20 protein-coding genes and 1 pseudogene are annotated in these 25,238 nt (G+C 72.0%); 11 read left to right on the forward strand and 10 right to left on the reverse strand.

The window, feature by feature from the left end; all coding sequences use genetic code 11:
- Nucleotides 1-181 precede the first annotated feature (181 nt).
- On the reverse strand, nt 182-3,322 hold the full coding sequence (gene ileS, locus ACLGIH_RS25550) for an isoleucine--tRNA ligase (protein ID WP_416527624.1): 3,141 nt from the start codon (nt 3,320-3,322) through the stop codon (nt 182-184).
- Nucleotides 3,323-3,871: 549 nt separating this feature from the next.
- Nucleotides 3,872-4,165: a hypothetical protein gene (locus ACLGIH_RS25555; RefSeq protein ID WP_416527625.1), complete on the reverse strand. Its 294-nt coding sequence runs from the start codon at nt 4,163-4,165 to the stop codon at nt 3,872-3,874.
- Between ACLGIH_RS25555 and ACLGIH_RS25560 the strand changes: the two genes are divergently transcribed.
- From ACLGIH_RS25560 to ACLGIH_RS25580, 5 genes are all read left to right on the forward strand, one after another.
- A complete protein-coding gene (locus ACLGIH_RS25560) occupies nt 4,152-4,862 on the forward strand; it encodes a TraR/DksA family transcriptional regulator (protein WP_416527626.1) in 711 nt (236 codons plus the stop codon). The two genes, ACLGIH_RS25555 and ACLGIH_RS25560, sit on opposite strands and share 14 nt — an antisense overlap.
- A 94-nt stretch (nt 4,863-4,956) precedes the next feature.
- Nucleotides 4,957-5,655 carry a signal peptidase II gene (gene lspA, locus ACLGIH_RS25565; RefSeq protein ID WP_416527627.1) on the forward strand — a complete coding sequence of 233 codons (699 nt, stop codon included), beginning with the start codon at nt 4,957-4,959 and terminating at the stop codon, nt 5,653-5,655.
- Between the two features lie 48 nt (nt 5,656-5,703).
- On the forward strand, nt 5,704-6,648 hold the full coding sequence (locus ACLGIH_RS25570; protein ID WP_416527628.1) for an RluA family pseudouridine synthase: 945 nt from the start codon (nt 5,704-5,706) through the stop codon (nt 6,646-6,648).
- Nucleotides 6,645-7,115 (forward strand): GNAT family N-acetyltransferase, encoded by a 471-nt coding sequence (locus tag ACLGIH_RS25575; protein ID WP_416527629.1) that lies wholly within the window; start codon nt 6,645-6,647, stop codon nt 7,113-7,115. Before ACLGIH_RS25570 ends, ACLGIH_RS25575 begins: the two co-directional genes overlap by 4 nt.
- Nucleotides 7,116-7,207: 92 nt before the next feature.
- Nucleotides 7,208-8,794, forward strand: a complete 1,587-nt coding sequence (locus ACLGIH_RS25580) for a Na+/H+ antiporter (protein WP_416527630.1) — start codon at nt 7,208-7,210, stop codon at nt 8,792-8,794.
- A 267-nt stretch (nt 8,795-9,061) separates the two neighbouring features.
- On the opposite strand, the gene ACLGIH_RS25585 is transcribed toward ACLGIH_RS25580, so the two are convergent.
- Nucleotides 9,062-10,183, reverse strand: a complete 1,122-nt coding sequence (locus ACLGIH_RS25585) for a mechanosensitive ion channel family protein (RefSeq protein WP_416527631.1) — start codon at nt 10,181-10,183, stop codon at nt 9,062-9,064.
- A gap of 105 nt (nt 10,184-10,288) precedes the next feature.
- Here ACLGIH_RS25585 and ACLGIH_RS25590 point away from each other — a divergent pair, with 105 nt between their 5' ends.
- Entirely contained in the window at nt 10,289-10,867 is a 579-nt protein-coding gene (locus ACLGIH_RS25590) for a dienelactone hydrolase family protein (RefSeq protein WP_416527632.1), read from the forward strand.
- A 12-nt stretch (nt 10,868-10,879) separates the two neighbouring features.
- Here ACLGIH_RS25590 and ACLGIH_RS25595 read toward each other — a convergent pair whose 3' ends face one another.
- The 4 genes and pseudogenes from ACLGIH_RS25595 to ACLGIH_RS25610 all read right to left on the reverse strand — a co-directional run bounded on the left by ACLGIH_RS25595 (nt 10,880) and on the right by ACLGIH_RS25610 (nt 15,672).
- A complete protein-coding gene (locus tag ACLGIH_RS25595; RefSeq protein WP_416527633.1) occupies nt 10,880-12,550 on the reverse strand; it encodes an alkaline phosphatase D family protein in 1,671 nt (556 codons plus the stop codon).
- A 137-nt stretch (nt 12,551-12,687) separates the two neighbouring features.
- Nucleotides 12,688-13,488, reverse strand: coding sequence for a DsbA family protein (locus tag ACLGIH_RS25600; protein WP_416527634.1), 801 nt, complete (start codon nt 13,486-13,488; stop codon nt 12,688-12,690).
- A gap of 87 nt (nt 13,489-13,575) precedes the next feature.
- Nucleotides 13,576-14,279 (reverse strand): annotated as a pseudogene (locus tag ACLGIH_RS25605) (hypothetical protein).
- A gap of 67 nt (nt 14,280-14,346) precedes the next feature.
- Nucleotides 14,347-15,672 carry a DUF2252 domain-containing protein gene (locus ACLGIH_RS25610; protein ID WP_416527635.1) on the reverse strand — a complete coding sequence of 442 codons (1,326 nt, stop codon included), beginning with the start codon at nt 15,670-15,672 and terminating at the stop codon, nt 14,347-14,349.
- A gap of 209 nt (nt 15,673-15,881) precedes the next feature.
- Between ACLGIH_RS25610 and dnaE the strand changes: the two genes are divergently transcribed.
- A complete protein-coding gene (gene dnaE / locus ACLGIH_RS25615; protein WP_416527636.1) occupies nt 15,882-19,421 on the forward strand; it encodes a DNA polymerase III subunit alpha in 3,540 nt (1,179 codons plus the stop codon).
- A gap of 85 nt (nt 19,422-19,506) precedes the next feature.
- Here dnaE and ACLGIH_RS25620 read toward each other — a convergent pair whose 3' ends face one another.
- Nucleotides 19,507-19,668: a hypothetical protein gene (locus ACLGIH_RS25620; protein ID WP_416527637.1), complete on the reverse strand. Its 162-nt coding sequence runs from the start codon at nt 19,666-19,668 to the stop codon at nt 19,507-19,509.
- 224 nt (nt 19,669-19,892) lie between these two features.
- On the opposite strand from ACLGIH_RS25620, the gene ACLGIH_RS25625 reads away from it, so the two are divergent.
- From ACLGIH_RS25625 to ACLGIH_RS25640, 4 genes are all read left to right on the forward strand, one after another.
- Nucleotides 19,893-21,107, forward strand: a complete 1,215-nt coding sequence (locus tag ACLGIH_RS25625; protein ID WP_416527638.1) for an NYN domain-containing protein — start codon at nt 19,893-19,895, stop codon at nt 21,105-21,107.
- Nucleotides 21,108-21,228: 121 nt separating this feature from the next.
- On the forward strand, nt 21,229-22,203 hold the full coding sequence (locus ACLGIH_RS25630; RefSeq protein WP_416529472.1) for an ABC transporter ATP-binding protein: 975 nt from the start codon (nt 21,229-21,231) through the stop codon (nt 22,201-22,203).
- A 134-nt stretch (nt 22,204-22,337) separates the two neighbouring features.
- The gene (locus ACLGIH_RS25635) at nt 22,338-23,159 is read left to right on the forward strand and encodes an ABC transporter permease (RefSeq protein WP_416527639.1); all 822 of its coding nucleotides are present in this window, start codon (nt 22,338-22,340) and stop codon (nt 23,157-23,159) included.
- A 34-nt stretch (nt 23,160-23,193) separates the two neighbouring features.
- Nucleotides 23,194-23,898, forward strand: coding sequence for an AAA family ATPase (locus tag ACLGIH_RS25640; RefSeq protein ID WP_416527640.1), 705 nt, complete (start codon nt 23,194-23,196; stop codon nt 23,896-23,898).
- A gap of 39 nt (nt 23,899-23,937) precedes the next feature.
- Here the strand turns inward: ACLGIH_RS25640 and ybaK are convergent, their stop codons facing one another.
- Complete coding sequence (ybaK, locus tag ACLGIH_RS25645) at nt 23,938-24,438, reverse strand: Cys-tRNA(Pro) deacylase (RefSeq protein WP_416527641.1); 501 nt, start codon at nt 24,436-24,438, stop codon at nt 23,938-23,940.
- 57 nt (nt 24,439-24,495) lie between these two features.
- Nucleotides 24,496-25,236 (reverse strand): LON peptidase substrate-binding domain-containing protein, encoded by a 741-nt coding sequence (locus ACLGIH_RS25650; RefSeq protein ID WP_416527642.1) that lies wholly within the window; start codon nt 25,234-25,236, stop codon nt 24,496-24,498.
- Nucleotides 25,237-25,238: the final 2 nt, after the last annotated feature.

Consider the following 25,238-nt stretch of genomic DNA (forward strand, 5'->3'; position numbering starts at 1 on the left):
GGTAGTACGGCGCTGTAGTCGGCAGCGTTCAGGGCGGGCCCCGGGTTTCTGACCCGGGGCCCGCCCTTTTGCTGTGCGGGTCGGGGGAGGGGATGCTCCCCCCAGAAGGTGTGGGCTCGGTGGGCCGTACGTACGCCAGGGCCCGGCTTCCCATGCGGAAGCCGGGCCCTGGTGGGTCGGGTTACGCCTTGCGCAGGCGGAACGTCAGGGTCAGGGGCTCGTCCGTGAACGGGGCCCCGTACGTGTCGTCCGCCTCGCCCCGGGCGAAGTCCGTGGCGAGGACCTCGTCGGCGATCAGCGCCGAGTGGTCGGTCAGGGCGGCGATCACCGCTGGGTCCGTCGCCGTCCAGCGCAGGGCGATGCGGTCGGCGACGTCGAGGCCGCTGTTCTTGCGGGCCTCCTGGATCAGGCGGATCGCGTCACGGGCGAGGCCCGCGCGGCGCAGCTCCTCCGTGATCTCCAGGTCCAGGGCGACCGTGGCGCCCGAGTCGGAGGCGACCGACCAGCCCTCGCGCGGGGTCTCCGTGATGATGACCTCGTCCGGTGCCAGGGTGATCGTCTCGCCGTCGACCTCCACCGATGCCGTGCCTTCGCGCAGGGCGAGGGAGAGGGCGGCGGCGTCCGCGTTCGCGATGGCCTTGGCCACGTCCTGGACGCGCTTGCCGAACCGCTTGCCGAGCGCGCGGAAGTTGGCCTTGGCCGTGGTGTCGACCAGGCTGCCGCCGACCTCGCTCAGCGACGCGAGCGACTCGACGTTCAGCTCGTCCGTGATCTGCGTGTGCAGCTCGGGGGAGAGGGCGGCGAAGCCCGTCGCCGCGATGAGCGCGCGCTTCAGCGGCTGGCGGGTCTTGACGCCCGACTCCGCGCGCGTGGCACGGCCCAGCTCCACGAGCCGGCGGACCAGGACCATCTGCTGCGACAGCTCCGGGTCGATGGCGGACAGGTCCGCCTCCGGCCACGAGGACAGGTGGACCGACTCCGGCGCGCCGGGGGTGACCGGCACGACCAGGTCCTGCCAGACCCGCTCGGTGATGAACGGGGTCAGCGGGGCCATCAGCCTGGTGACCGTCTCGACGACCTCGTGCAGCGTGCGCAGCGCCGCCTTGTCGCCCTGCCAGAAGCGGCGGCGGGAGCGGCGGACGTACCAGTTCGACAGGTCGTCGACGAACACGGACAGCAGCTTGCCGGCGCGCTGGGTGTCGTAGCCGTCCAGGGCCTGGGTGACCTGGTCGGTCAGCGCGTGCAGCTCGGACAGCAGCCAGCGGTCCAGCACGGGGCGGTCGGCCGGGCCCGGGTCGGCCTCGCTCGGGGCCCAGCCCGCGGTGCGGGCGTACAGGGCCTGGAAGGCGACGGTGTTCCAGTACGTCAGGAGCGTCTTGCGGACGACCTCCTGGATGGTGCCGTGGCCGACGCGGCGGGCCGCCCAGGGGGAGCCGCCGGCCGCCATGAACCAGCGGACCGCGTCGGCGCCGTGCTGGTCCATGAGCGGGATCGGCTGGAGGATGTTGCCCAGGTGCTTGGACATCTTGCGGCCGTCCTCGGCGAGGATGTGGCCCAGGCAGACCACGTTCTCGTAGGACGACTTGCCGAAGACCAGCGTGCCGACCGCCATCAGCGTGTAGAACCAGCCGCGGGTCTGGTCGATGGCCTCGCTGATGAACTGCGCCGGGTAGCGGGACTCGAACAGTTCCTTGTTCTTGTACGGGTAGCCCCACTGCGCGAACGGCATGGAGCCCGAGTCGTACCAGGCGTCGATGACCTCCGGCACGCGTGTGGCCGTGTTCGCGCACTCGGGGCACGCGAAGGTCACGTCGTCGATGTACGGGCGGTGCGGGTCCAGGCCGGACTGGTCGGTGCCGGTCAGCCCGGTCAGCTCGGCGCGCGAGCCGACGCAGGTGAGGTGGCCCTCCTCGCAGCGCCAGATGGGCAGCGGGGTGCCCCAGTAGCGGTTGCGGGACAGCGCCCAGTCGATGTTGTTGTTCAGCCAGTCGCCGTACCGGCCGTGCTTGACGGTGTCGGGGAACCAGTTGGTCCGCTCGTTCTCCGCGAGCAGCTCGTCCTTGATCGCTGTGGTGCGGATGTACCAGGACGGCTGTGCGTAGTAGAGCAGCGCGGTGTGGCAGCGCCAGCAGTGCGGGTAGCTGTGCTCGTACGCGATGTGCCGGAAGAGCAGCCCGCGCTCGTCGAGGTCGGCCGTGAGCTTCTCGTCGGCCTTCTTGAAGAAGATGCCGCCGACCAGCGGGACGTCCTCCTCGAAGGTGCCGTCCGGGCGGACCGGGTTGACGACCGGCAGGCCGTAGGAGCGGCAGACCTTGAGGTCGTCCTCACCGAAGGCGGGGGACTGGTGGACCAGACCCGTGCCGTCCTCGGTGGTGACGTACTCGGCGTTCACCACGAAGTGCGCCGGCTCCGGGAACTCGATCAGCTCGAAGGGGCGCCGGTAGGTCCAGCGCTCCATCTCCGCGCCGGTGAAGGTCTGGCCGGTGGCCTCCCAGCCCTCGCCCAGGGCCTTGGCGAGCAGCGGCTCGGCGACGACGAGCTTCTCCGCGCCGTCGGTGGCGACGACGTAGGTGACCTCGGGGTGGGCCGCGACGGCGGTGTTCGACACCAGCGTCCAGGGCGTGGTCGTCCACACCAGGAGCGCGGCCTCACCGGCCAGCGGGCCGGAGGTCAGCGGGAAGCGGACGTAGACGGAGGGGTCGACGACCGTCTCGTAGCCCTGGGCCAGCTCGTGGTCGGACAGGCCGGTGCCGCAGCGGGGGCACCACGGGGCGACGCGGTGGTCCTGGACCAGCAGGCCCTTGTTGAAGATCTCCTTCAGTGACCACCAGACCGACTCGATGTACTCGGGCTCCATGGTCACGTACGCCTCGTCGAGGTCGACCCAGTAGCCCATGCGGGTGGTCAGCTCGGCGAAGGCGTCGGTGTGGCGGAGCACGGACTCGCGGCACTTGGCGTTGAACTCGGCGATGCCGTACGCCTCGATGTCCTTCTTGCCGGAGAAGCCCAGCTCCTTCTCCACCGCCAGCTCCACGGGCAGGCCGTGGCAGTCCCAGCCGGCCTTGCGGGCCACGTGGTAGCCGCGCATGGTGCGGAAGCGGGGGAAGACGTCCTTGAAGACCCGGGCCTCGATGTGGTGGGCACCGGGCATGCCGTTGGCCGTGGGCGGACCCTCGTAGAACACCCATTCGGGGCGGCCTGCGGACTGCTCCAGGCTCTTGGCGAAGATCTTCTGCTCGCGCCAGAAGTCGAGCACGGCGTGCTCGAGCGCGGGCAGGTCGACCTGGGCGGGTACCTGGCGGTACTGCGGCGGGGTATTCAACGGGCTTCCTCCGGCGGACGTGCTGCCTTCCGTCGGAGGGACGAGAGCAACGTGCTCCCGCGGTACCACCCTCCTTGGCTCCCGGTGCCTGGGGTGCGCCGGTGAGCCCCCTCATTGGGCTCGCGATGCCGGTTCTACTCGACGCGGAATCCGCTCCGCGGCTTTCTTCCGGCGGCTCCGGGGTGATCTTCACGTCGCGCTCGCCCCCGGGCTCCCACCGTCCCCGGGTCGCTCTGGGCTGCGTACGCCGCTACTCGTCCCCATCCACGCTTTTCGCTCCGCCCAGTGTACGGCGCCGGACGGACAGTGGCCGACCGGTTTTCCCTCCCGGCGGGGCCGGAGTGCCGTACGGCATGGCGTGCCCCGAATGGCGCGGTACGCAGAGGCGGAGTCCGGGCGGGGCGGTTGGGCGGAATACCCGGCGGGGAGCTGGGCACAACGGATGCAGGTTCGCCGAGCGGCATCCGCGAGGCGGGCGAATCGGGCGGTGTGCCCCGTTGCCGCGGGACTCGAGTCGATTTATCGTCCCAGCACGATTCGCGAGCAAGATCACAATATGTGAAGGGGCCGCGGCATGGTGGCGAAGAAGACGGCCGTACAGCAGTCGGCGTCCGGCGGGGCCACAGGTGCCAGTGCCTCCGGCGGTGCGGCCCATGGGTCCGGCGGAGGGAAGGGGGCGGGCGGGTCGAAGGCGACGGAGTCCTCGGCGGCGCCCGCCGAGGAGCCGACGGTCCGGAAGGCATCGGCGAAGGAGGCGTCGGCGAAGAGGACGACAGCGAGGAAGGCGACAGCCAGGAAGGCGACGGCGAAGAAGACGGCGGGCGGGACGGTGGCGGGGGACAAGGCCCCTGCCGGGAAGCCCCCGGCCGAGAAGCCCCCCGCCGAGAAGGCCCCCGCCAAGAGGGCGGCCGCCAAGAAGACGGCGGCGAAGAAGACGGCGGCGAAGAAGACGGCAGCCGAGAAGGCCGCCGCCGGGAAGACCGTCGCCAAGAAGGCGACGGCCCGCAAGAGCACGGCCAAGAAGGTGGGCGCGGCGCAGGCCGCGGAGCAGACGGGAGCCACGACGGTGGTTGCGAAGAAGACTCCTGGCACGGCCACGGCGGCCAAGACCGCCGTACCCAAGGCGCGAGGCGCGGCGGAGCCCGGCGACCTGGCGGTGCGCCCCGGTGAGGATCCCTGGACGCCGGAAGAGGTCGACGAGGCGCGCGGTGAGCTGCAGTCCGAGGAGGCCCGGCTGCGCGCCGAGATCGACTCCTCCGAGCGCTCCCTCGCCGGCCTGATGCGCGACTCCGGGGACGGCGCGGGCCACGACGAGGCGGACACCGGCAGCAAGAACATCACGCGCGAGCACGAACTGGCGCTCGCCGCCAACGCACGCGAGATGCTCACTCAGACCGAGCGCGCCCTGGAACGACTGGACGCGGGCACGTACGGACTGTGCGAGAACTGCGGCAACCCCATCGGCAAGGCCCGCATGCAGGCCTTCCCCCGGGCCACCCTGTGCGTGGAGTGCAAGCAGAAGCAGGAGCGCCGGTACTGACCGTCCCCGTCCCCGTATGCCTCCTGAGCGCGTGCGGGGCGCAGGGTGTGCCGTACCCTCGTCCTCAGTCAGGTACCTAGGTCGAGGGACTCACGTGGCAGAGGCGGAGCGCATCATCGGTACGCCGGACACCCCGGACGCGGCGGGGGACGGGCAGCAGCGGCCCGACGCCGAGCAGGCACGGCCCCCGGCCGCCGGTGACGGCACCCCCGCGACCGCCGGTGACGGCACCCCCGCGGCCGCCGGTGACGGCGTTCCCGCGGCGGGCGAGGGCGCGGCCGCCGGTGGCGCGGCCGGGCGGCCCCGCGGCAAGCGGCGGATCGCCGTGCTGTTCGCGGTGGCCGGTTTCGCGTACGCCCTGGACCTGATCAGCAAGATGATCGTGGTGGCCAAGCTGGAGCACCACGAGCCCATCGAGGTCATCGGGGACTGGCTGAGATTCGAGGCCATCCGCAACGCGGGCGCGGCCTTCGGCTTCGGCGAGGCGTTCACCGTGATCTTCACGGCGATCGCGGCCGTGGTGATCGTCGTGATCGCCCGGCTCGCCCGCAAGCTCTACAGCCTGCCCTGGGCGATCGCGCTGGGTCTGCTGCTCGGCGGCGCGCTCGGCAACCTCACCGACCGGATCTTCCGCTCGCCGGGCGTCTTCCAGGGCGCGGTCGTCGACTTCATCGCGCCCAAGCACTTCGCCGTCTTCAACCTGGCCGACTCGGCGATCGTCTGCGGCGGCATCCTGATCGTGCTGCTGTCCTTCAGGGGCCTCGACCCGGACGGCACCGTCCACAAGGACTGAGCCACCGCAGGTGAGGTGCTGTCGGACCCGTCCGGCATACTCGACGGGGTGAGCACCCTTCCCGAGATCCGTACCCTGCCCGTGCCCGACGGCCTGGAGGGCGAGCGCGTCGACGCCGCCATCTCCCGCATGTTCGGCTTCTCCCGTACCAAGGCCGCGGAGCTTGCCGCGGCGGGCAAGGTGCAGGTCGACGGCGCCGTGGTCGGCAAGTCCGAGCGGGTGAGCGGCGGCGCCTGGCTCGAGGTCGAGATGCCGCAGGCGCCCGCGCCGGTGCAGGTCGTCGCCGAGCCCGTCGAGGGCATGGAGATCGTGCACGACGACGAGGACGTGGTCGTGATCGACAAGCCGGTCGGCGTCGCCGCCCACCCGTCGCCGGGCTGGACCGGCCCGACCGTCATCGGCGGACTGGCCGCCGCCGGGTACCGGATCTCGACGTCCGGTGCCGCCGAGCGGCAGGGCATCGTGCACCGGCTGGACGTGGGCACGTCCGGTCTGATGGCGGTCGCCAAGTCGGAGCGGGCGTACACCTCGCTCAAGCGCCAGTTCAAGGAGCGCACGGTCGACAAGCGCTACCACACGCTGGTGCAGGGACACCCCGACCCGACCAGCGGCACCATCGACGCGCCCATCGGCCGGCATCCCACCCACGACTACAAGTGGGCGGTCACCGCCGACGGCAAGCCCTCCGTCACGCACTACGACCTGATCGAGGCCTTCCGCGCCGCCTCCCTGCTGGACGTGAAGCTGGAGACCGGCCGCACCCACCAGATCCGGGTCCACATGGCCGCCCACCGCCACCCCTGCGTCGGCGACCTGACCTACGGCGCCGACCCGACGCTCGCCAGGCGGCTGGGCATCACCCGCCAGTGGCTGCACGCCGTCCGGCTCGGCTTCGAGCACCCCGGCACCGGCGAGTGGGTGGAGTACGCCAGCCACTACCCCGAGGACCTCCAGCGGGCCCTGGACCAGGTCCGCGAGGAAACCTACGGATGAGCACCCCGGCCTACGACGTGCGCGTCGCCGAGGACCCCGCCGACCGCGAGGCGTGCTTCGCCGTCCGCAAGGACGTCTTCGTCGCCGAGCAGGGCGTCCCCGAGGACATCGAGTACGACGCACACGATGCCGACGCCGTGCACGTCCTGGCGGTCCGGGCGGACGGCGTGCCGCTCGGCACCGGGCGGCTGCTGCACGGCGCCGCCGCCGCGGCCAGGACCGGCGGCGGCCCGGCCGTCGGCTCCCTCGGGCGGCTCGCGGTGACCGCCGCCGCCCGCGGTCTCGGCATCGGCGCCGCGCTGGTGCGGGCGATCGAGGACGCGGCACGCGCGCGCGGGCTCACCGCGGTCGACCTGCACGCGCAGACCCACGCGCTCGGCTTCTACGAGCGGCTGGGCTACGAGGCGTACGGGCCGGAGTTCCCCGACGCGGGTATGCCGCACCGGGCGATGCGGCGCGCGCTGTGACTCCGAGGTGCCGAAGAGGCCGGCGGGGCGGGTGACGTGGCAGGCTTGACGCCTGGCCGCGTGCACGCCGAGACCCCACCGGAGCACTGACCGTGGATCAGTTGGCCCTGCTCTTCCTGCTGTTGCTCGGGGCCGTGATCAGCGTTCCGGTCGGCGACCGGCTCGGGCTGCCGGCGCCGGTGCTGATGACGGTCCTCGGCATCGTCCTGGCGCTGCTGGAGTTCGTGCCGAACGTCGACATCCCGCCGGACCTCATCCTCCCGCTGCTCCTGCCGCCGCTGCTGTACGCGGCGGTGCGGCGGACCTCCTGGCGGCAGTTCGCGGCCAATGTGCGGCCGATCCTGCTGCTGGCCGTGGCGCTGGTGTTCGTCACCATGCTCTGTGTCGCCGCCGTGGCGCACACCGTGGTGCCCGGCCTGCCGCTCGCCGCCGCCTTCGCCCTGGGGGCGCTGATCGCGCCGCCCGACCCGGTCGCGGCGACCGCCGTCGCGGGACAGCTGGGGCTGCCGCGCCGCCTGGTGTCCATCCTGGAGGGCGAGGGCCTGTTCAACGACGTGACGGCCATCGTGCTCTACCACGTCGCCATCGCCGCCGCGGTCAGCGGCACCTTCTCGCCCTGGCGGGCCGGGCTCGACCTGGTGCTGTCCGCCGTCGTCGCGCTCGCGGTGGGACTGGCGCTGGGCTGGGGCACCAACAAGCTGCTCGGCCTGCTGGGCGACGCCACGCTCCAGATCGGGCTGACGCTGCTGGTGCCGTACGCCGCCTACGTGCTCGCCGAGGAACTGCAGGGCTCCGGGGTGCTCGCCGTGCTGGTCACCGCGATGTTCCTGGCCGAGTACGCCACCGACGCCGACGACGTCATGACCCGGCTGGCCGGGCACACCGTGTGGGACGTCGTCGACACGCTCGTCACCGGCGTCGCGTTCGGGCTGATCGGGCTCGAACTGCACAACGCCGTCCGCACCGCCTCCGGACGCTGGGCCGAGCTGCTCGGCTGGTCGGCGGCGGTCGTCGGGGTGGTCGTCCTGGTCCGGCTGCTGTGGCTGCTCCCGGCGACCTGGCTGACCAAGCGGCTGCACGCCCGGCGCGACCAGGACGAGGACATCCCGACGAGCTGGCGGGAGACCGTCATCATGTGGTGGTCGGGGATGCGGGGCGTCGCCTCGGTCGCGCTGGCGCTCGCCATCCCGCTGGAGACGGACGCCGGGGCTCCGTTCCCGCACCGGGACGAGATCATCTTCATCGCGTTCGGCGTGATCCTGGCCACCCTGCTGGTGCAGGGGACGACCCTGCCGTGGCTGGTCAACCGGCTCGGGGTGCGGGCCGACACCGAGCGGGAGAAGAAGTACGAGAAGGAGCTGGCCCTGCGCGCGGCGAAGGCGGCCAAGCGGCGGCTGCGGGAGATCGAGGCGGTCGAGGAGCTGCCGGAGGAGGTGTCCGAGCAGATGCTGCGCCGGGCCTTCGACATCGGCGTGCGGATCAGCCCGGACATGGCTGACGAGGAGCGGCGGGAGGCCTACGAGCAGCGGGCCCGGCGGGCCGGGCGCATCCGGCGCATTCAGCAGGACATGCTGAGCGCCGCCCGGCACGAGGTGCTGGCGGCGCGCAGCGAGCCCGGCGCCGACCCGGAGATCGTGGACCGGGTCCTGCGGCATCTGGACGTACGCAGCCTGCGCTGAGCCAGGCGCCCCCGGCGGACCCGGCACCCCCGGCGGACCCGGCGCCCCTGGCGGGCGCGGGGACGTGGCGGAGCCCCTCGGCGGACCCGGCGGAGGCGGCCGACCCGACCGACGTGGGTCGTGGCCGGCCGCCCGGCGGCGGCCCGAGCGGGTCGCCGCCCTCCCGGGGCCTCGCGGGGAAGGCGCCCGGGGCCCGGCCGCCGCCGCTCCGGTGACCGCCGCCGCGTGCTGCCCCGGCCCACCGCGGGGCCCGGCCGCCCCGGCCGGTCACAGACCCTTGGCCGGATGCGGCGGGATGCGGCGCGCCGCACCGTCGCGCGAGTGCTGCCGGGGGAAGCCGTCGCGGCTCGGCGGCAGGGCCGCGTCCGCCGTGTTGACCCGCGGGAGGGCGTAGGGGTGCTCGGCCGTCAGCCAGCGCAGCATCTGCTCGCGCACCGTGACCCGGACCGTCCAGATGTCGTCCGCGTCCTTCGCCGTCACCAGGGCACGCACCTGCATGGTGGTCGGCGTGGTGTCGGTGACCGAGATGTTGTAGTCGCGGCCGTCCCAGGCGGGGCACTCGCGCAGGATGTCGCGGAGCCGCTCGCGCATCGCGTCCAGCGGCGCCGAGTGGTCGAGGTGCCAGAAGACGGTGCCGGTCATCTGCGGGCCGCCGCGCGACCAGTTCTCGAACGGCTGCGACGTGAAGTACGACACCGGCATGGTGATCCGGCGCTCGTCCCAGGTGCGTACGGTCAGGAACGTCAGCGTGATCTCCTCGACCGTGCCCCACTCGCCGTCCACCACCACGGTGTCGCCCATGCGCACCATGTCGCCGAACGCGATCTGGAACCCGGCGAACATGTTGCCGAGGGCCGACTGCGCGGCGATGCCGGCCACGATGCCGAGGACACCGGCCGAGGCCAGCAGCGAGGCACCCGCCGCCCGCATCTCCGGGAACGTCAGCAGCCCCGACGCCACGGCCACCACGCCGACCACCGCGGAGACCGCGCGCATGATCAGCGTCACCTGGGTGCGCACCCGCCGCACCCGGGCCGGGTCGCGCTGGGCGTGCGCCTGGGCGTAACGGGAGTACGACGCCTCGACGACCGCCGAGGCGATCCGGATGACCAGCCAGGCCGCCGAGGCGATCAGCACCAGGGTCAGGCTGTGGCCGATGCCGACCCGGTGGGACGGGAACAGCCGGGCCTCGACGTACGTCCCTCTCAGCAGTGCGGCGAAGAGGACGACCTGGTACGGGACGCGGGCCCGCCGCAGCAGCCCCCACAGGGGCGTCTCCGGGTGCCGGGCGTCGGCCTTGCGCAGCAGCAGGTCGGTGGCCCAGCCGATGAGCAGTGGCAGGACGACCGAGCCGCCGACCACGATCGACGGGCGGAGTATGTTCTCCATCCCTCGAACGTAACCGCCGCCGGGCGGAACTGAACATGTGACATTGAGGACATAGCGGGTTGAACGCGGGATCGTGTTGTCGTACCCGGCTGGCACCATGGCCTCATGAACATCCTGCTCTTTCACTCGACCTTCGGTCTGCGCCCCGCGGTGCGGCAGGCGGCGGACCGGCTGCGTGACGCCGGTCACCAGGTGTGGACGCCCGACCTCTTCGAGGGCCGGACGTTCGACACGGTGGAGGAGGGCATGGCACACCAGGAGGAGATCGGCCGGGAGGAGCTGCTGAAGCGGGCCGTGCTCGCCGCCGCCCCCTACTCGGAGCGCGGGCTGGTGTACGCCGGATTCTCGCTCGGCGCCTCGATCGCCCAGACCCTCGCCCTCGGCGACCACCGGGCGCGCGGCCTGCTGCTCCTGCACGGCACTTCGGACATCGCGCACAACGCCTCGGCGGACGATCTGCCGGTCCAGCTGCACGTGGCCGAGCCGGACCCGTTCGAGACCGACGACTGGCTCAGCGCCTGGTACCTCCAGATGGGCCGGGCCGGTGCCGACGTCGAGGTGCACAGATACGCCGGGGCCGGTCATCTGTACACCGACCCCGGCCTGCCGGACTACGACGCGGAGGCTGCCGAGGCCACCTGGCGGGTGGCGCTCGGCTTCCTCGACTCCCTGGACGAGTCCTGAGGGCTCCCCGGATCAGACCGGGTCGTAGGTGCGCTCGACCTTCTGCGTGCCGCTACGGGTGCGGTAGGAGCGGGCCCAGGACGCGGAGCTGTCCGGGTCCGTCTTGTCGGCCAGCACGTAGTAGTCCATCTGCGCGCGCTCGGCGGTGATGTCCAGCACGCCGTAGCCGTGGCGGTCGGTGTCGACCCAGTGGACGTGCCGGTTGGCGGCGCGGATGGCCGGCGAGGCGATCGCGGAGACGGTGCCCTCGGGGACCTTCACGAGGTCGTCGAGGTTGTCGGAGGTCACCGAGGTGACCACGAACTCCGTGGCGGCCGAGCGGGACAGCGGATAGGTGGCGGCCTTGTACGGCACGTCGTTGGCCCACGCCATGTGGATGTCGCCGGTCAGGAACACCGTGTTGCGGACGGAGTGCGCCCGCAGGTGGTCCAGCAGCTCACGTCGGTCGTCGGTGTAGCCGTCCCACTGGTCGGTGTTGAGGGCCAGGCCCCCCTTGGGCAGCCCCAGCAGCTCGGTCAGCGGCCCGAGCAGCTCGGCGGGGAGCGAGCCGACGGCGAACGGCGAGATCATCACCGAGTTGCCGACCAGCCGCCAGGTGGTGTCGGACGCCGCGAGACCGGCCTTGAGCCAGTCGAGCTGGGCCCGGCCGGTGAGCGTGCGGTCCGGGTCGTCGACGCCGCCGTTGCCGAGGGCGACCTGCTGGGAGCGGTAGGAGCGCAGGTCGAGCAGCGACAGGTCGGCGAGCCTGCCGAACCGCAGCCGGCGGTAGGTGGTGCCGGCGATGGCGGGCCGGACCGGCATCCACTCGAAGTACGCCTGCTTGGCGGCGGCCCGTCGGGCCGACCAGGTGCCCTCGGCGCCCTCGGTGTGGTTCTCGGCGCCGCCCGACCAGGCGTCGTTGGCTATCTCGTGGTCGTCCCAGATGGCGACGACGGGCGCCGCCGCGTGCAGCGCCTGGAGGTCCGGGTCGGTCTTGTAGTGGGCGTGCCGGACGCGGTAGTCGGCGAGGGTGAGGATCTCGTGGGCGGGCGTGGTCGGGCGGACGACCTTGCCGCGGGTGCCGTACCTGCCGTTGCCGTATTCGTAGATGTAGTCGCCCAGGTGCAGCCAGGCGTCCAGGTCGCCGCGGGCCGCGAGATGGCGGTACGCCGAGAAGTGCCCGGCCTCCCAGTTGGAGCAGGAGACCACGCCGAGGCGCAGGCCGGTGACGTTCGCGTCGGCGGCGGGCGCGGTACGGGCGCGGCCGGCGGGGGAGTCGGTGCCGCCGGCGGAGAAGCGGAACCAGTAGTCGGTGGCGGGGGCGAGGCCCCGGACGTCCGCCTTGACGGTGTGGTCCGCGGCGGCGGTCGCGGTGGTGGAGCCCTCGGCGACGACCTGGGTGAACTCCCGGTCGGTGGCGACGGTCCAGCTCACCGCGGTGTCCGGGCCGACGCCGGAGCCGGGTATCGCCTCGGGTGTCGGCGTCACCCGGGTCCACAGCAGGATGCCGTCGGGCAGCGGATCGCCGGAGGCGACGCCGTGCAGGAAGGCCGGGGCGGCGGTGGCGGCACCGGCGGGCAGCGCACCGGCGAGCGGCGCGGCCAGCACAGCGGTGGCCGCCGCGGCCTTGACGACCGTACGGCGGCTGGGGGCAAGGGAGTTGGCCGGGTGGGCGCTCTCGGATGATCTGTGTCGACTGGTCACGAGCGATCAGATTACTGATCGGTATGACCGGAGAGCGGGCGAACTCCCAAAAGTTCGCCCGCTCTTGTGCACGGCTTTCCTACGGCCTCATCCGCCTACGAGGGTCAGGATCCGCGTACGGGGCCGGGCCGACGGGGTCACTTGGTGACGCCCGCCTCCTTGAGCGCCTTCTCCCAGTCGGCGACGCTGCTCGGGTTGGGGACCACCTTGCCGTTGATCTTGATGGTCGGGGTCGAGGTGACGTCCTCGGCCTTCTGGAACGAATCGCCCATCTTCACCGCCCAGGCGTCGTAGGTGCCGTTCTTCACCGCGTCCTGGAACTTCTTGTTGTCTTTCAAGGCGTCCACCGTGTTCGCCACCTTGATCAGGTAGTCGTCCTTGGCGAACTCGTCGGCCGACTCCGACGGGTGGTACTCCGAGGAGTAGAGCGCCGTCTTGTAGTCGATGAACGCCTCGGGGCTGACGTCGAGCGCCGCGCCGAGCGCGCTGAGCGCGTTCTTCGAGCCCTCGCCCCCGGCGTTGTTGTCGATGAAGGTGCCGATCGTGAAGGAGAGCTTGTACTCGCCGTCCTCCATGCCCTTGTTGACGGCCTCGCCGACGGTCTGCTCGAAGGAGGCGCAGGCCGGGCAGCGCAGGTCCTCGTACAGGTGGACGACGTTGTCGGACTTGGAGTCCCCGATGGTGACCGTGGTGCCGTCCTTGCCGGAGGCGTTGGCCGGGGCCACCACCTTGGCCTCGGCGGCCTTCTCCCAGCCCGAGGGCTTGTTGGCCTGGACGACGGCGTAGCCGATGCCGCCGGCTATCGCCAGCACACCGACGATGGAGCCGGCGACGATGACCTGCCGCCTGACCTTGTCGCGCTTGGCCTGGCGCTCGCGCTCCTGGCGCAGCCGCTCACGGGCCGCCGTCTTCGCCGCCTGGCTGTTCCGCTTGCTCATGGTGAGGGATCTCCGTGGGGACGCGCACACGTGTGTGTGCGGGGATGGGTTTCGAGGGACTGCCGATGTCCGGCCGGGTCGCGTGGATCACGCGAGAGCGGCCGAGCACGGCGGTCCCCGCCGTCCCAGGGAGTGCGTGAGGATCCGGTCGCGGGCGGTGACACCGGCCCGGACCGGGGCGCCGGACGGCGCACCGCCGGGGCCGGGCCCACGGTGACCGCCGCCACGGCCAGCAGCAGCGGCCGGAACGTGGTCGCGGCGACCGCCCGCAGCAGCTGGGCCAGGGCCCGCTCGCCCCGGCGCAGCCAGGCCGCCGCGGCGAGGCCGACGCCGATGTGGGCGCCGAGCAGCAGCCAGGCGGTGGCGGGGTCGGACTGGGCGAGCAGCACGGCGAGCCGGTCGGTCTCGGCGCCGGTCATCCGGGCCAGCGGGGTGGTGACGCCCGCGTGGACGCCCGTGCCGTCGCCGCACAGCACGTCGAGGCCGACGGAGCGCAACGGGCCCGTGACCGGGCCGCCGGCCCGGCCGTAGCAGACGTGCTGGCCGGTGGTGAAGACCGTGTCGGCGGCCAGCTCCAGCGGGATCAGCAGGGCGGCGATCCGCCCGAAGGAGCGCTCCCGGCCCGCCAGGGCGTACGCCAGGACGAACACGGCGGCGCCGACCACGGCCACCGTGGCCAGCGGCAGCGGGACCCCGGACAGCAGCACGTGCGACGCGGTGCTGAGCGTCACGACCAGTGCCGTGAACAGCGCCGCGCGTACGGCTCTGAGTGGGGTCCGGGATATGTCCATACCGATAGGAGAGTGTGTCACGCGGGCCGGTAAAGGGCCCCTAAAGCGTTGCTGTGCGTGGTCGACGTTACAGACCCGGAATCCGTCCGTTGCGGAACAGGTCCACGAAGATCTGGTGGTCGGCACGCGCGCGTGCGCCGTAGCGGTGCGCGAAATCGACCAGAAGCGGGGCGAAGCCCTCCTCGTCGGCCGCGATCGCCGCGTCGATGGCCCGCTCGGTGGAGAACGGCACCAGGGACTCGCCGGAGGTGTCGTCGGCCGCCGCGTGCATCGCGGCCGTGGCCCGGCCCAGGTCGGCGACGACCTCGGCGATCTCCTCCGGGTCGTCGATGTCGCCCCAGTCCAGGTCGACCGCGTACGGCGACACCTCGGCGACCAGCTGGCCCGCGCCGTCCAGCTCGGTCCAGCCCAGCCACGGGTCGGCGTGCGCCTGGAGGGCGCGCTGGGAGATCACCGTGCGGTGCCCCTCGTGCTGGAAGTAGTCCCGGATCGCCGGGTCCGTGACGTGCCGGGAGACCGCCGGGGTCTGGGCCTGCTTGATGTAGATCACGACGTCGTTCTCCAGCGCGTCGCTGTTGCCCTCCAGCAGGATGTTGTACGACGGCAGCCCGGCCGAGCCGATGCCGATGCCCCGGCGCCCGACGACGTCCTTCACGCGGTAGGAGTCCGGGCGGGCCAGGGACGACTCCGGGAGCGTCTCCAGATAGCCGTCGAAGGCCGCGAGCACCTTGTAGCGGGTGGCCGCGTCCAGCTCGACGGAGCCGCCGCCGGGTGCGAAGCGGCGCTCGAAGTCACGGATCTCCGTCATCGACTCCAGCAGCCCGAACCGGGTCAGCGAACGGGCCATGCGCAGCGCGCCCAGCAGCGCGCCCTGGGCGGTGTCCAGGGTGAACGGCGGCACCTCGTCGCTCTTGGCGCCGGTGGCCAGGGCGTGGATGCGCTCGCGGTAGGCGCCGGCGTAGACGCTCACCAGCTCGGTGATCTGCTCGTCGCTGAGCGCCTTCCCGTACCCGATCAGGGCGACGGACGCGGCGAAGCGCTTCAGGTCCCAGGTGAAGGGGCCGACGTACGCCTCGTCGAAGTCGTTGACGTTGAAGATCAGGCGGCCGGTGGAGTCCATGTACGTGCCGAAGTTCTCGGCGTGCAGATCGCCGTGGACCCACACGCGCGAGGTGCGTTCGTCCAGATACGGTCCGTCGCGCCGTTCGGCCGCCAGGTCGTGGTAGAACAGGCAGGCCGTGCCCCGGTAGAAGGCGAAGGCCGAGGCCGCCATCTTCCGGAACTTCACGCGGAACGCGGCCGGGTCGGCGGCCAGGAGCTCGCCGAAGGCGGTGTCGAAGACGGCGAGGATCTCCTCGCCGCGGTGCTCGTCGCTGAGCTGCGGGACCGACATCGCTGGGTGCCTCCTGGTGCGGGTGGTACGTGACGGGTGGGCATGGCCTCCACCCGGATCAACGTTCGACGGGCCGCGGAAAGTGCCCGCGACCCTCTCAGGAAGGTACGCGGGGAAGTCCTCGGAGTGTCAGTGCCGAGGCATAGACTTCGGGGCTGTCCCCCCGGACTGACCGCCATCCGTCGCCAGCCCTTCCCAGGAGGCCGAACGTGTCGAAACCGCCGTTCACGCACCTGCACGTCCACACCCAGTACTCGCTGCTGGACGGTGCCGCGCGGCTGAAGGACATGTTCAACGCGTGCAACGAGATGGGCATGACACACATCGCCATGTCCGACCACGGCAACCTGCACGGGGCGTACGACTTCTTCCACTCCGCGCAGAAGGCCGGCGTCACCCCGATCATCGGGATCGAGGCCTACGTCGCCCCCGAGTCGCGGCGCAACAAGCGCAAGATCCAGTGGGGCCAGCCGCACCAGAAGCGGGACGACGTCTCCGGTTCGGGCGGTTACACCCACAAGACGATGTGGGCGGTGAACAGGACCGGGCTGCACAACCTCTTCCGGCTCTCCTCCGACGCGTACGCCGAGGGCTGGCTGCAGAAGTGGCCCCGGATGGACAAGGAGACCATCGCCCAGTGGTCCGAGGGCATCGTCGCCTCCACCGGCTGCCCCTCCGGCGAGGTGCAGACCCGGCTGCGGCTCGGGCACTTCGACGAGGCCCTCAAGGCCGCCGCCGACTACCAGGACATCTTCGGCAAGGACCGCTACTTCCTGGAGCTGATGGACCACGGCATCGAGATCGAGCGCCGGGTCCGCGACGGCCTGCTGGAGATCGGCCGGAAGCTCGGCATCCCGCCGCTGGTGACGAACGACTCGCACTACACGTACGCGCACGAGGCGCAGGCGCACGACGCCCTGCTGTGCATCCAGACCGGCAAGAACCTCTCCGACCCGGACCGCTTCAAATTCGACGGCACCGGCTACTACCTGAAGTCCACGGACGAGATGTACGCCATCGACTCCTCCGACGCCTGGCAGGAGGGCTGTGCCAACACCCGCCTGATCGCGGAGATGGTCGACACCACCGGCATGTTCGAAAAGCGCGACCTCATGCCGAAGTTCGACATCCCCGAGGGCTACACCGAGGTCACCTGGTTCCAGGAGGAGGTCCGCCGCGGCATGGAGCGCCGCTTCCCCGGCGGCGTCCCGGAGGACCGCCAGAAGCAGGCCGAGTACGAGATGGACGTCATCATCTCGATGGGCTTCCCGGGCTACTTCCTCGTGGTCGCCGACTTCATCATGTGGGCCAAGAAGCAGGGCATCGCCGTGGGTCCCGGCCGGGGCTCCGCGGCCGGCTCGATCGTCGCCTACGCCATGGGCATCACCGACCTCGACCCGATCCCGCACGGACTGATCTTCGAGCGGTTCCTCAACCCCGAGCGCGTCTCCATGCCCGATGTCGACATCGACTTCGACGAGCGCAGGCGCGTCGAGGTGATCCGGTACGTGACGGAGAAGTACGGCGCCGACAAGGTCGCCATGATCGGCACGTACGGCACCATCAAGGCCAAGAACGCGATCAAGGACTCCGCGCGCGTGCTGGGCTACCCGTACGCGATGGGCGACCGCATCACCAAGGCCATGCCCGCCGACGTCCTCGGCAAGGGCATCCCGCTGTCCGGCATCACCGACCCCGAGCACCCCCGCTACTCGGAGGCGGGCGAGGTCCGGTCGATGTACGAGAACGAGCCGGACGTGAAGAAGGTCATCGACACCGCCCGCGGTGTGGAGGGCCTGGTCCGGCAGATGGGCGTGCACGCGGCCGGCGTGATCATGTCCAGCGAGACCATCACCGAGCACGTCCCGGTCTGGGTCAGGCACACCGACGGCGTGACCATCACGCAGTGGGACTATCCGAGCTGCGAGTCGCTCGGCCTGCTGAAGATGGACTTCCTGGGCCTGCGCAACCTCACGATCATGGACGACGCCGTCAAGATGGTGAAGGCGAACAAGGGGATCGACATCGATCTCCTCAGCCTCCCGCTCGACGACCCCCAGACCTTCGAGCTGCTCCAGCGCGGCGACACCCTCGGCGTCTTCCAGTTCGACGGCGGCCCCATGCGCTCCCTGCTGCGCATGATGAAGCCCGACAACTTCGAGGACATCTCCGCCGTATCGGCCCTGTACCGGCCGGGCCCGATGGGCATGAACTCGCACATCAACTACGCCCTGCGCAAGAACGGCCAGCAGGAGATCACGCCGATCCACAAGGACCTGGAGGAACCCCTCAGGGAGGTCCTGGACGTCACCTACGGCCTGATCGTCTACCAGGAGCAGGTGCAGAAGGCCGCCCAGATCATCGCCGGGTACTCGCTCGGCGAGGCCGACATCCTGCGCCGGGTGATGGGCAAGAAGAAGCCCGAGGAGCTGGAGAAGAACTTCGTCATCTTCCAGGAGGGCGCCCGGAAGAACGGCTACAGCGACGAGGCGATCCAGGCGCTGTGGGACGTGCTGGTCCCGTTCGCCGGCTACGCGTTCAACAAGGCGCACTCGGCCGCGTACGGACTGGTCTCCTACTGGACGGCCTACCTCAAGGCCAACCACCCCGCCGAGTACATGGCCGCGCTGCTCACCTCGGTCAAGGACGACAAGGACAAGTCGGCGGTCTACCTCAACGAGTGCCGCCGCATGGGCATCCGCGTGCTCCCGCCCAACGTCAACGAGTCCGAGGCCAACTTCGCCGCCCAGGGCGACGACGTGATCCTCTTCGGCCTGTCCGCCGTGCGCAACGTCGGCACCAACGTCGTCGAGGCGATCATCCGGGGCCGCAAGACCAAGGGGAAGTACGCCTCGTTCCCCGACTACCTGGACAAGGTCGAGGCGGTCGCCTGCAACAAGCGGACGACGGAGTCGCTGATCAAGGCGGGCGCCTTCGACGAGATGGGCCACACCCGCAAGGGCCTCACCGCGCAGTACGAACCGATGATCGACAACGTGGTCGCGGTCAAGCGCAAGGAGGCCGAGGGGCAGTTCGACCTCTTCGGCGGGATGGGCGACGACAGCGGCGGCGAGCCGGGCTTCGGGATGGACGTGCAGTTCTCCGACGAGGAGTGGGACAAGACCTACCTCCTCGCCCAGGAGCGGGAGATGCTCGGTCTCTACGTCTCCGACCACCCGCTGTTCGGCCTGGAGCACGTCCTGGCCGACAAGGCCGACGCCGGCATCTCCCAGCTCACCGGCGGCGACTTCGGCGACGGCGCGGTCGTCACCATCGGCGGCATCATCTCCGGCCTGCAGCGGAAGATGACCAAGCAGGGCAACGCCTGGGCGATCGCCACCGTCGAGGACCTGGCCGGCTCCATCGAGTGCATGTTCTTCCCGGCGACGTACCAGCTGGTCTCCACCCAACTCGTCGAGGACGCCGTGGTGTTCGTCAAGGGCCGGCTCGACAAGCGCGAGGACGTGCCGCGACTGGTCGCGATGGAGCTGATGGTCCCCGACCTGTCGAACGCCGGCACCAACGCGCCCGTGGTCCTCACCATCCCGGCGACCAGGGTCACCCCGCCCATGGTCAGCCGCCTCGGCGAGATCCTCACCCACCACAAGGGCGACAGCGAGGTGCGGATCAAGCTCCAGGGCCCGACCAAGACGACGGTGCTGCGCCTGGACCGGCACCGGGTGAAGCCCGACCCGGCGCTGTTCGGCGACCTGAAGGTGCTGCTCGGCCCGTCCTGCCTGGCCGGCTGAGCGGCGGGAGGACGCGTCAGGGGCGCGCCCGGCTTCGGGCGCGCCCCTCGCATGTGCCCGGGCCCAACGGCCCTCCGGGCGGGTGTCAGTTGTGGCCGAAGCGCTTCTGGCGCTTGCGCGTGGCGACGTCGCCGGGCATCACCTGCGGGGCCTGCGGCTCGTCCTGCTCCATCGCGGACGGGCGGGCCGCCTGCGAGGCCCGCTCGGCCTGCGGCTGCTTACGGTCACGGTTCTTGTTCTTGGCCATGGTGATCTGCCTCCTGTGGGGGATCTAGGGGCCAGGGCCGGGATCAGATTCACACAGGCCGATAAAGAACGCATGTTGGACAATTACCGTCTGTGACAGGGTTCGTCGGGCCGTGCGGCCGGCAAACGCCACGCCGAAGATCGAGTTCCGACCGTTAACCCCCGCGCGGTCGGGCAGACTCGAAGGAAGCCCGAAGCAAACCTCCCGGAAAGAGGGTGGATCGCGTGGACCGCTGCATCGTCCTGGTGGACGCCGGGTATCTGCTGGGGGCCGCCGCCAGCCTCCTCGCCGGTGAGCCCTCGCGGTCCCGCATCCACGTCGACCACGCCGCCCTCATCCAGGGACTGCGCGAACGCGCCGAGGCCGACACGCAGCAGCCCCTGCTGCGCATCTACTGGTTCGACGGTGCCCCCGACCGCGTCCCGCAGCCCGAGCACCGCCGGCTGCGCGTCATGCCCCGGGTCACCGTCCGGCTCGGCGCGCTCACCCGCAGCGACGGCCGCTGGGCGCAGAAGGGCGTGGACGCGGCCATGCACGCGGAGCTGACCGAGCTGGCCCGCAACCGCGCCTGCTCCGACATCGTCCTGGTCACCGGTGACGGCGATCTGCTGCCCGGCATGATGGCCGCCAAGGAGCACGGCGTCGCGGTCCACCTGTGGGCCGTGCAGGCCGCCGACGGTGACTACAACCAGTCCGAGGACCTGGTCGCCGAGGCCGACGAACGACGCGTCCTGGACCGTACGTGGATCACCAAGGCCGTCCGCGCCAAGGAGCTGACCGGCGTGTGCGCACCGCCGCCCGTGCCCCGGCCCGAGATCGCCGCGATCCTGTCCGCGCCGCTGCCCGAGTCGGCGCTCTCCGCGGCGGCAGAACGGGCGGCCGAGGAGCAGCCGCACCCGCCCCCGGCCGCCACCGCCCGCAACGGCACCGAGGAACGCGGCACCACCGCCCGGGGCGTCCCCACCCCCAAGGACCTCGCCGCCCTGCGCGCCCAGGGCGCCCAGCCGGCGCAGCACCCCACGACCGCCACCCTGCGCTGGTCCTCCGACAAGGGGTGGGTCGACCGGCCCGTCGCCGAGTCCCCCGAGGCCGCCTCCCTGCCGACGCTCGCCCAGCTCACCACGGCCGAGCAGCGGTGGGCCGACCGGGAGGAGGACATCACCACCGTCGGCGGCGACCCCTACGAGGTGGGGCAGGTCTTCGCCCGCCGCTGGGTGGAACGTCTCGGCGACCAGAGCCACCTGCCCAGGCTGTCGGCCATGTACCCGCGCGTCCCGCACCGCATCGACGGCGAACTGCTGCGCTACGCCGCCCGCTTCGGCCTGCTGGCCCACAAGGACGACCAGATCGACGAGCACGACCGGTACGCGATCCGGGCCGGGTTCTGGCGGGAGATCGGCGTCACGACCACCACCGAACACACGTCCGCCGGAGAGTGAGGCTCCCCGCCGAATCGACGCATATGGGCCGACCCGAGGGCAGCGCCACGGGGCGGACCCCGTAGTCTCGTCCCTTGTGAGTAAGCGCGCGGCACAGACGTTTCGACACGGTGACGAGGTCGTGTGCGTCGTGCGCGGGCTGACCAAGACCTACCCGGCGGTGCGCGGCCGGCGCGGCACGCCGGGAACGCCCGAGGTCCGGGCCACCGACGAGGTGACGCTGACCGTCCGGCGCGGCGAGATCTTCGGGCTGCTCGGGCCCAACGGCGCCGGCAAGTCCACCCTCGTACGCCAGCTGACCGGGCTGATGCGGCCCGACGCCGGCAGTGTCGAGATCCTCGGCCACGACATCGTGCGCCACCCCGAGCGGGCCTCCCGCATCCTCGCCTACCTCGGGCAGGAGTCCACCGCGCTGGACGAGCTGACCGTGTCGCTCGCCGCCGAGACCACCGGACGGCTGCGCGGCCTGGACGCCCGCGTGGCTCGCGCCGAGCGGGACGCCGTCCTCGACGAACTCGGCCTCACACCGATCGCGGGACGCCCGCTGAAGAAGCTCTCCGGCGGGCAGCGGCGGCTCGCCTGCTTCGCCGCCGCGCTGGTGGGGGAGCGCCCGCTGCTGGTCCTCGACGAGCCGACCACCGGTATGGACCCCGTCGCCCGGCGGGCGGTGTGGGCGGCCGTCGACCGGCGCCGCGCCGAGCACGGCACCACCGTCCTGCTGGTCACCCACAACGTCATCGAGGCCGAGACCGTCCTCGACCGGGTCGCCGTCCTGGACCGCGGGCGGGTGATCGCCTGCGACACGCCTGCCGGGCTCAAGGAGCAGGTCGCCGGCGAGGTCCGCGTCGACCTGGTGTGGCGTGAGACGGCCCCGCTGCACGTTCCCGAGGTCGCCGCGCTGCGCGACCGCACCGTCGAGTCGGGCCGCCGCTGGACACTGCGGCTCGCCCCCGAGGAGGCCCGCGCGGTGGTCGCCACCGTCACCGGCGGTGCCGCCTTCGCCGCCCTGGACGACTTCACGCTGGCCACGCCCAGCCTGGAGGACGTGTACCTGGCCCTGGGCGGCGCCGCGCGCCAGGGGCTGGTGAGAACGTGAACCCGCCGGCCGTGAACACCCCTGGCCCGGCCGCCTCCGCCGCGAACGCCCCCGCCGTGAGCATGCCGGCCCCCGCATCCGTACCGAACAGCGCGACCGTCTCCGAGGATCCGAACGAAGGGGAGCAGCGCGACGTGAGTGTCGTACCCGCCGATGTCCTGCCGGGCGGTGCCCTGGCCGCCGAGGAGCGCACCGCCGGCGCCGCCGAGCTGGGGCCGCGGGCTCGGCTGTGGCCGTCGCTGGTGGCCGTCTACCGGGCGCAGCTGTCCCGGGCGCGGGTCGCGCGGATTCCGCTGCTGTTCGTGGCGACCTTCCAGTCCATCGGCATCATGATCCTGATGCGCGGGGTCGTGGACGGCGGCGGCGAGGCGCAGGCCGTGGTCGCCGGGTCCTCGGTGCTCGTCGTGGCGTTCGTCGCGCTGAACCTGCTCGCCCAGTACTTCGGCCAGCTGCGGGCCAGCGGCGGCCTCGACCACTACGCCACCCTGCCGGTGCCGCCGGCCGCGGTGGTGCTGGGCGCGGCGGGCGCCTACGCCTCCTTCACCGTGCCGGGCACGGTGGTGACGGCGGTGTTCGGCTGTGTGCTGTTCGGGCTGCCGCTCGCCCACCTGTGGGTGCTCATCGCGGTGATCCCGCTGGCCGGCGCCGCGCTCGCCGGGCTGGGCGCGGCCCTGGGCCTGCTCGCGCCCCGGCCCGAGCTGGCCACGCTGCTCGGGCAGCTGGGCATGTCGGCGGCGCTGCTGCTCGGGGTGCTGCCGGCCGACCGGATGCCGGAGGCGGTGCGGTTCACCCGCGATCTGCTGCCGTCGACGTACGGCGTGGAGGCCTTCGCGCGGACCTTCGGGGAGCGGCCCGACTGGGCCTTCGTCCTCGGCGACCTCGCGGTGTGCGGCGCGGTCGGCATGGTGTCGCTGGCCGTGGCCACCTGGGCGTACCGCCGGGCCGCCGTCCGGTGACGCGCCGTACGGGCGGGCCTGGCACGATGGCAGGGTGACCGCACCGCTGACTCCACCACCGCCACCGCACGAACACTCCTCGGCGCACGCGTCGCACGGAGCGGGGCCGGTGCCGCCGCCGGTCGGCGCCCATGCGGTGGGCACCGCGTACGACCGGCACGGCGAACAGGAGGGCCCCGCGTTGAGGACGGAACTGCGCGAGGCCGCCGTGACCGTGGTGGCGGTGGCGCTCTGCGGAGTACTGCTCGGGGGGCTGTGGTGGTGGCTGGCGCCACGGGTGCCGCTGGTCGGTGACGTGGTGGACGACAGCTGGGTGGTCTACCTCAAGGAGTCCGAGGGCGAGCACTCCGTCGGCGTCGACGGAACGTTTACGCTGCTCGCCCTGGCCTTCGGGGCGCTCACCGCACTGATCGTCTTCCTGCTGCGGCGGCGCGGGGGCGTGCCGCTGGTGGTCGCGCTGTGCGTCGGCGGACTGCTCGGGTCACTGCTGGCCTGGCGGTTCGGGGTGTGGCTCGGTCCCGCGCAGGACGTGATCGCCCACGCGCGGGAGGTGGGCAAGGGCGTGACCTTCGAGGCACCGCTCAAGCTCGGCGCCAAGGGCGCGCTGCTGGCGTGGTCGGTGACGGCACTCGTCGTCCACCTGGGCCTGACGGCGCTGTTCGGGCCACGGGACCCGGAACCGCAGTACCAGCAGTACCCCCAGCACCAGCCCGGGCCGTACGGGGGGAAGTCCGCCTAGCAGGGCTCCCCGGACGGCACACCTGGGCCGGCCGCGGGTTCACGCCCGCCCGATCGGGGCGAGCACCGCGTCCGTCAGCATGGCCAGGTCCTCCGGCGCCAGTTCCACCTCCAGGCCCCGCCGCCCGGCCGAGACGCAGATCGTGGCGTGCGCCGACGCCGAGGCGTCCAGCACCGTCGGGAGCCGCTTGCGCTGGCCGAGCGGGGAGATGCCGCCCCGGACGTAGCCCGTGGTGCGCTCGGCGAGCGCCGGGTCGGCCATCGTGGCACGCTTGCCGCCGGCCGCGGCCGCCAGCGCCTTCAGGTCCAGCTGGCCCGCGACCGGCACCACCGCGACGGTCAGCGTGCCGTCGACGTCCGCGACCAGCGTCTTGAACACCCGCTCCGGTGAGACCCCCATCGCCTCGGCCGCCTCCTCGCCGTACGAGGGGTGGGCGGGGTCGTGGTCGTAGGAGTGGACGGTGTACGTCACCCCGGCCGCCGTCAGCGCCACCGTCGCGGGCGTTCCGCCCGGCTGCTGCTTCTTCGCCTTCTTCGCCATCGAGCGCCGTTCTCCAGGTCGTACGTCGGCCGGGGCCGTCGGGCCGTCGGCCGTACGTCAGTTCAGACTCGTCGGGCCGTGCGTCAGGTCGGACGCCGGCAACGACGGCAGCGTACGGATGACGGCCGTCTCGGTGCGAAGGAGTTTCAGCTCGTCGCGCAGGCGCGAGGCGGTGTCCGGGGCCTGGAGCAGGCGCTGCTTGGCCGGCGTGTCCAGCATCATCGCGGCGGCGACCAGGTAGGAGACGACGCCCGGCTCGTCGGGCAGGTCGGTGCCGGTCGCCAGCGACCGCTCCCGCGCCCCCGCCAGCCGCTTCTGGTACTGCCTGAAGGCCCGCAGCACGCCCTCGGCCAGCGCCCCCGCCTCGTCGCCGGGCTCCTCGGGGAGCGGCTCCAGCTCGGCGGTGAGGAACGGGCCCGAGGCGTCCACCGACAGCAGCCGCATCCGGGTCGTGCCGGTCGCCAGCACCTCGAAGGTGCCGTCGGCCCGCTCCCGGACCGTGGCCGCGTCCGCCACGCAGCCCACCTTGTGGAACGCCTTGGCGGGGTCGGGGCCGAACCCGGCGGCGGGCCCGCGCTCGGGCACGGCGGTCGGGTCGGGCAGGCCGGGAGAGCTGGGCGCCACCTCGTGGCCGTCGCGGATCGCCACGACGGCGAACCGGCGCGGTTCGTCCTCGGGCGTTTTCAGCAACTCGCGCATCATGGCGCGATAGCGCTCCTCGAAGACATTGAGCGGGAGCACCAGCCCCGGGAACAGCACCGAGTTCAGGGGGAAGAGCGGGAGCCGGACGGTGGTCACGA

The organism is Streptomyces hamibioticus (assembly GCF_047946815.1).
Classification (GTDB): domain Bacteria; phylum Actinomycetota; class Actinomycetes; order Streptomycetales; family Streptomycetaceae; genus Streptomyces.